This is a genomic window from Streptomyces sp. KR55 (assembly GCF_052245645.1).
GTDB classification, from domain to species: Bacteria; Actinomycetota; Actinomycetes; order Streptomycetales; family Streptomycetaceae; genus Streptomyces; species Streptomyces flavusporus.
This window is the reverse complement of record NZ_JBQQCE010000537.1, coordinates 1-6,328: the sequence shown is the minus strand read 5'-3', so window position 1 is coordinate 6,328 and position 6,328 is coordinate 1. Positions and strand designations below refer to the sequence as shown.

Genomic DNA, 6,328 nt, shown 5'->3' with positions numbered 1-6,328 from the left:
CGCGCTCAGCCAGTCCGCGGTCAGCCAGCATGTACGGCGGTTGTAGAAGACGCTCGGCCGTCCGGTCGTCAAACGCGACGGCCGCAAGACCCGGTTCACGGCCCACGGCGCCCAGCTGCTGCAGGAGGCGCGGCTGATCGTCGGAACGCATGACGCGGCCGTGCGCAGGCTGCTGGGCGAGGACGGCCCAGGCGCCGAGACCGTCGTCATCGGCGCCACCGAGCACGGCGCCGACCAGATCCTCCCGGTGCTCACCGAGGCGGTACGGGAGGTGCGGCCGGGCGCCGAGGTCCGGGTGCGGATCGACCGCTCGGCGCGACTGACGGACGCGGTCGACCGGGGCGAGCTCGACCTCGCCGTCTACGTCACCGAGGCGACCGCCGCGGCCGGCACCCCCGTGGGCGGACTGCCGCTGCGCTGGTACGCCGCCCCCGGCTGGAAGCCGCCCGCAGCCCCCGCCCCGCTGCCGCTGGTCGCCATCAACGAACCGTGCGTCATCCGCCGCCGCGCCCTTGCCGCACTGGCCGCCGACCACACCCAGGCCACCGTCGTCGCCGAGGCCGGATATCTCGCGGGCGTCCTGGATGTGGCCCGCGCAGGGCTGGGCGCCGCGCTGCTCGCCGTGCCCGGCAGCCAGCACCCCGAGGGACTGACCCCGGTCGAGGGCCTGCCCGCTGTTTCTCCGGTACGGCTCAGCGCGCGCCCCGGGCATGGTGCGGACCCCTCGCTGACCGGCGCCGCCGTCGAGGCGGTCCGCGCACTGCTCGCCGCCTGCGAGACCGGCCGCGCGGCCTGACCGCACCGATCGGCCCGCACCTCTCTCACGTGGTGAGACGTCCCGGTGCGGTGCGTGCGGGCCTCTTGACTCGGCTTGGCCGCGGCCTGACACTCCACTACGGGAATCCTAGTGAATTGGTAGGGAAGCATGGATGGTGCCGCGCTGGACCTCGGCAGCGACGCTGTCCGTGTCGCCGTCCGGCAGCTGCCCCTGCTGACATCCCGCCGCCACATCGACCTCGTACGTGTGTGCAGTGCGGCAAGTTCCCCGCACGCCGGTGGCCCGCCCGCGCCCACGCCTGACCCTCCCGCGCACCTACCGCATTCCGGCCGCGCCGTCGCCGTCGTATGCCCGTGACCGAGCACTTCGAGGGAGACGTATGCCCGCCTCATCCCCAACAGCCGTGCCGTCCTTCCGGAGCAGGATCGGCTGTGACGCGCGCAGCGGTTACTACGCTGTGCCGCACCGCTACCGGCTCCACCTCTCGCCGTCCTGTCGCACTGTCTGCAGATCGCCGTCACGCACAGCCTCCTCGGCCTCGACGACACCCTCCCGGTGACCCTGCTGCCCGCCGTGCCCGACGCCCCGGACGGCGGGTATCGTGCGCTGCGCCCGCTGTACGAGGCCAGCTCGCACCAGCATCCCGGACCGACGGTGGCACCAGTCCTCAGCGACGACTGGACCGGCAGGATAGTCAGCACCCACACCCCCGACATCCTGCGGGACCTCGCCCGGCAGTTCGGTGGCCATGGCCCTGATCTCCACCCGCGTGGCGCCGAGGAGGCGATCGAGGCCGTCGGCCGTCTCTGCGGGCAGGGCATCACCGAGACCGCCCAGCGCGCCGGCGAGTACGGTGGCGACCCGGCGGCACGTGACATCGCCCTGGCCACTCTCCTGCGCGCGCTGGACGTGCTGGAGTGGCGGCTCGGTTCCCGGGGGCAGCTGCTGGGTGGCGAACTCACCATCGCCGACGTGCAGTTGTGGGTCACACTGGTGCAGCTGGACACGGTGCACCGCCACCACCTGGACGCCGCCGCCGTGCACCGCATCACCGACCACCCCCGTCTGTGGGCGTACGCACGGTGTTTGACGGCGCACCCCGCCTTTCGGCTCTCACCTCGACCTGGACGGCATCGCCCGCAGGCACCACGTCCACTGCCGGGGCGAGGAGGCAGCCGGCGCGGCGGTGCAGATCGTGGACTGGGCGGCGTACGCACGACATGAGGCACCGGAGCCGGCGCGGCGGCCCGGCTGACGGGGAAAACGGGGGCGGACGCCCGGCCTCCGGCGGTTTCATGCGACTGCAATCCCGCCTCCACCATCCGCCCCGCACTGGTGCGTAGCGTCCCGTGACATGACGGACACCGACACCGCCAGCCCCTTCGACGAGCAGTTCCGGTTCCCCGCGGACCTGGTGGAGACGCACCGCGGCGCCACAGGCCGCGTAGCTGTGATCGGCGCCGGTATCTCCGGACTGGCCTGTGCCTACGAACTGGTCCGCCGAGGGCTGGAGGTGACGGTGTACGAGCGGGCGGGCCATCCCGGCGGCCGCATCCGCACGCACCGCTTCTGGGACGGCACCCACGGCGAGCTGGGTGCGATGCGGCTGCCCTCCAACCACCACACCACGCTGCACTACGTCCGCCAATTCCGGCTGCCCACACGAACGTTCGTCAACGCCAACCCGGACGCCTACCTCCACCTGCGCGGACAGCGCGTACGCGCCCGCGACGCCCACGTCCTGCCCGGCCGGTACGGGCTCACCGGCCCGGAGGCCCGTGACCCGCGCCAGTTACTCGAAGAGCTGCTGCATCACGTCTGGCACGGGCTGCGGCCTGAGCAGCACAAGGCCATCCTCGCGGGCGAAGTGGACGACCCGGACGTCGAGGCGCTCATGTCCACCTCCCTGTGGCAGTACGCCAGCACCAGGCTCACCCAGCAGGCCTGGGACCTCGCAGGCCAGGTGAGCGGCCTGGCCCACTACGAACACGCCTCGCTGCTGGAGGTGCTGGTCGACCACTTCGGGCTCTTCCACGTCGAGCAGCTGGAGCTGGTCGACGGCATGGACGCCCTGGTCTCCGCCTTCGTACGCGCTCTGCCGCCGCGGACGCTCAGACTCTCCGCACACATCGAGCGGATAGGCATCGACGGCGACGGGGTACGAGTGGTGGGCCGCGGCTTCGGCGGGCGGATCGACGAACGGTACGACTGGGCCGTGTGCGCACTGCCCGCCCCCGCCCTGGACCAGATCCGCTTCGAGCCCGGCCTGCCGCCCAGCCAGCGTCAGGCGGTGCGCGGCATCCACTACGCGAGCAGCAGCAAGACCCTGCTGCATGTGAATCGCAGAGTGTGGGAACTGTCCGACGGGATCCACGGCGGCGGCAGCTTCACCGACCTGCCCATTCAGCAGTGCTGGTACCCCTCCGACAACGCCCGGCCCCACGGGGCGAGTTGGGCGGCGACGGATCCCGCTCGCTCCCACGAGCCGGCCGTGCTGACCGGCGCCTATCTGTGGGAGGGCAACGCACGACGGTTCTCCACCCTGCCGGAGGAGGACCGCACCGGGCTCGTCCTGGAAGCCCTGGAAGAACTGCACCCCGGCATCGCCGACACCGTCGACGACATCGTGCACTGGAACTGGGACGAACAACCCGGCATCGGCGGCGGCGCCTTCGCGTATCTCGCGCCTGGTCAGCACGCCCGCTATCTCACCGAGCTCGGTGCGCCCCACCCTGTGGAGCGGCCCAGGATCTTCTTCGCGGGTGAGCAGCTGTCGGTGGTGCACGCATGGATCCAGGGCGCCCTGGAGTCCGCCCTTGTGGCGGTGCGCGGCGTGCTGGAGCAGGCGGGCGACCGTGCCGTACGACACTGAGGGGCCGCACCGCGGCCACGGCACCCGATGGGCGCCCTGGGCCCTCGCCTCGGTCAGCGTGACCTGGGGCGCCAACTACACCGTGAACGCCTGGGGCCTGCGCGAGTTCACCGTGCCCGGCTTCAACGCGCTCCGCTTCCTGCTCGCCGCCCCGCTGCTGCTGGCCCTCGCCCGGTGGACCGAGGGCACGCTGCGTGTGGAGCGCGGCCAGTGGCCCCGGCTGCTGCTCTCGGCAGCCGTCGGCATCGTCGGCTACCAGCTCGCGTTCAGCGCGGCTGTACGGCTGAGCACACCCGCCGCCGCGGCGATCCTGATCGCCCTCTCACCCTTCTTCACCGCGCTGTTCGCCCGACTGGCAGGTGAGCACGCCACGCTGCCCGCACGACGCGCCGCGGCAGCCGGGACGGTGGCCTTCGCCGGAGTCGTCCTGGTCGTGCTGGGCCGCCAGAGCACCACCGCGGTCGGCCCTGCGGCCACGGAGTGGTACGGCAGTGCCCTGGCCCTGTTCGCCGCCGCACTGTGGGGCTGGTACCCCGTGATCACACGACCGCTTCTGAAGCACCACAGCCCCCTGCACGTGACCGCCTGGACCTCCGCGGCGGGCACGGCGGTCCTGCTTCCGCTCGCCGCGATCGCGGGCTTCACCGTGCACGGGGCGGTACGGCAGCCGCTGAGTTGGTTCTCGCTCGGTTACTCCGTGCTGCTCGTGACGGTGGCCGGGCTGGTCGTCTGGTACCGGGCGGTGGGACAGGTGGGCTCTGCGGCGGTGATGCTGTGGATGTTCGCCGTCCCGGTCGCCGCGGCCCTCTTCGCCGCCCTGACCGGTGAGCAGCACATCACCTGGCCACAGACGGTGGGCTCCGCCCTGGTCCTCGTGGCACTGGCGTACGCCCAGGGGCTGTGCTTCGGCAGTCTCTGCAACTCCCACCGAACGCGATCAACCACAATGGAAAGGAACCCAGATGAGCATCACCCTGGACCAGGCACACCGGATCGTGCAGGCAGGCATTGACTTCGCCCGCGAGGAGAATCTGGAGCCACTCACCTTCGCCGTCCTCGATCCCGGTGGCACCTTGGTGACCCTGGCACGAGAGGACCGCGCCGGACTGCTGCGGCCGGACATCGCCATCGCCAAGGCGTGGGGCGTCCTCGGACTCGGCATCAACAACCGCGAGATCGGCAGGCGTGCCACCGCCGCACCCGAGTTCTTCACCTCGATCGCGGCCCTGGCGGGAGGCCGGGTGCTGTCGGTGCCGGGCGGTGTGTTCGTACGGGACGAGCAAGGCCACCTGCTGGGCGCGGTCGGCGCGACCGGCGACACCTCGCTCAACGACGAACGCGCGGCGGTCGCCGGTATCCGGGCAGTGGGCCTCGTACCGGAGACGGGCGCGGACGAACAGGCGGAGTAGGCGCACGCGGACCCGTTGGCTGCTTGAGCCGTGAGGGGCGAGCCCTACCAGGAGTTTCCGGGGCACGGGCACTGATCACAGAGGCCTGGCAGCTTGCCGTTTCGAAGTGGCTGTCGAAAAGGGAGCAGCCCATCCCGGATTCCTCGTGATCGACAGTCCCCAGAAAACCTCGGCCACGGCGGGACATGCGACTCTCTGATTGCCGACGCCGTCAGCGTCGATGATTTTCAACAGCTTGCTTCGGCAGCGGCTGCAAGATCACGGGGACACGGTGCAGATGTCACCGTCGACGACAGTCCACCCCACTTGGTGGAAGAGAACGTCATCGTGCGCTTCAGCAGTGACGAAGGCACCCATTACGGTCTGATCAATCACGAGACTGGGTACGCCGCCCCCAGCGTTCTCCGCCGATACGGGCTGTGCCGAGCGCTGAAGTCAGTCCCCGAACAGGCTGTCCTGAACGCACTCGACTACGTTCACCTTTGGGTAGAAGAGGCCCAGCAACATGAAGGTCTTGGGGTGGGCTGCAATGTTGCCGACGAAGAAGTGAACGGCACGGTCGCGGGAGAAGATCCGGTCGTACCACGTCCTCCGCAGCTTCTCCTGCACAGCGCGCTCGCCGTATTTGCGCAGGAACTTGCGGTACGACGCACCGGCCTCCCAGTCCTTCAGGGCCATGTCATGCGTCGGGCAGTCGGCATCCGCACAGCGGAACCGGTAACGGAAGTCCAGCGGTACCCATTCGAGCGGCGCCAAGTCCTGTTCCAGGAGGTCCAGTTGGCCGGCCAGAGCGGCCTTGGACTCGGACCAGCGCTCGGCCGCCGTCAGCCGGAAGCTGACATCGTTGGGCCGAAAGACGCCGAGCGAGGTCCCGTGCGCCTGCTGGTCCCTTCTGATGGCACACAAGGACGGCGCGACGAGGGGCTCGACGTACTTGTACCGCTCCCTCCAGTCACCACCCGCCGCAACCTCACCCACGATCTCAAGGGTGCCGAGGTCCGGCCGCAAGCTCTCGGGCCGGGAGTCGCGCCGACCGTGCGGCTCGACGTCGACCTCGATGATCGAGTACTTGGAGAACCGGGCCTCCTCGGCGAGGAGCCGGAAAGGCACCGGAAAGAGCTGCACGTGCTGAGGCGCACCCTGATCCAGCCGTATGCCCGCCACACAGCTGGTCTCGCGGTACTTGTTGGACAGCTCGGGATACGTCTTGACCGTGATCATGATCCGTGCGCGCTGCCGATCCCGCGATCCCATGGCTGCCCCCTCCAC

Annotated in this window: 5 protein-coding genes and 1 pseudogene; 5 read left to right on the top strand and 1 reads right to left on the bottom strand. The window is 70.3% G+C overall.

The genetic code is table 11. The features are described from left to right. Window positions 1–160 precede the first annotated feature (160 nt). From ACTWQJ_RS44525 to ACTWQJ_RS44505, 5 genes and pseudogenes are all read left to right on the top strand, one after another. Window positions 161–796, top strand: a complete 636-nt coding sequence (locus tag ACTWQJ_RS44525) for a LysR substrate-binding domain-containing protein (protein WP_443312097.1) — start codon at window positions 161–163, stop codon at window positions 794–796. Between the two features lie 361 nt (window positions 797–1,157). Further along, a pseudogene (locus ACTWQJ_RS44520) lies at window positions 1,158–2,033 on the top strand (glutathione S-transferase C-terminal domain-containing protein). Between the two features lie 99 nt (window positions 2,034–2,132). Then, the gene (locus ACTWQJ_RS44515; RefSeq protein WP_443312096.1) at window positions 2,133–3,650 is read left to right on the top strand and encodes a flavin monoamine oxidase family protein; all 1,518 of its coding nucleotides are present in this window, start codon (window positions 2,133–2,135) and stop codon (window positions 3,648–3,650) included. Further along, window positions 3,634–4,662, top strand: coding sequence for a DMT family transporter (locus ACTWQJ_RS44510; protein ID WP_443312095.1), 1,029 nt, complete (start codon window positions 3,634–3,636; stop codon window positions 4,660–4,662). Before ACTWQJ_RS44515 ends, ACTWQJ_RS44510 begins: the two co-directional genes overlap by 17 nt. Then, the gene (locus ACTWQJ_RS44505) at window positions 4,613–5,059 is read left to right on the top strand and encodes a GlcG/HbpS family heme-binding protein (protein WP_443312094.1); all 447 of its coding nucleotides are present in this window, start codon (window positions 4,613–4,615) and stop codon (window positions 5,057–5,059) included. The genes ACTWQJ_RS44510 and ACTWQJ_RS44505 overlap by 50 nt, the downstream gene beginning before the upstream one ends. A gap of 435 nt (window positions 5,060–5,494) precedes the next feature. Here the strand turns inward: ACTWQJ_RS44505 and ACTWQJ_RS44500 are convergent. Next, window positions 5,495–6,328 (bottom strand): hypothetical protein (locus ACTWQJ_RS44500; RefSeq protein WP_443312093.1); only part of this gene is annotated, 834 nt, incomplete at its 5' end.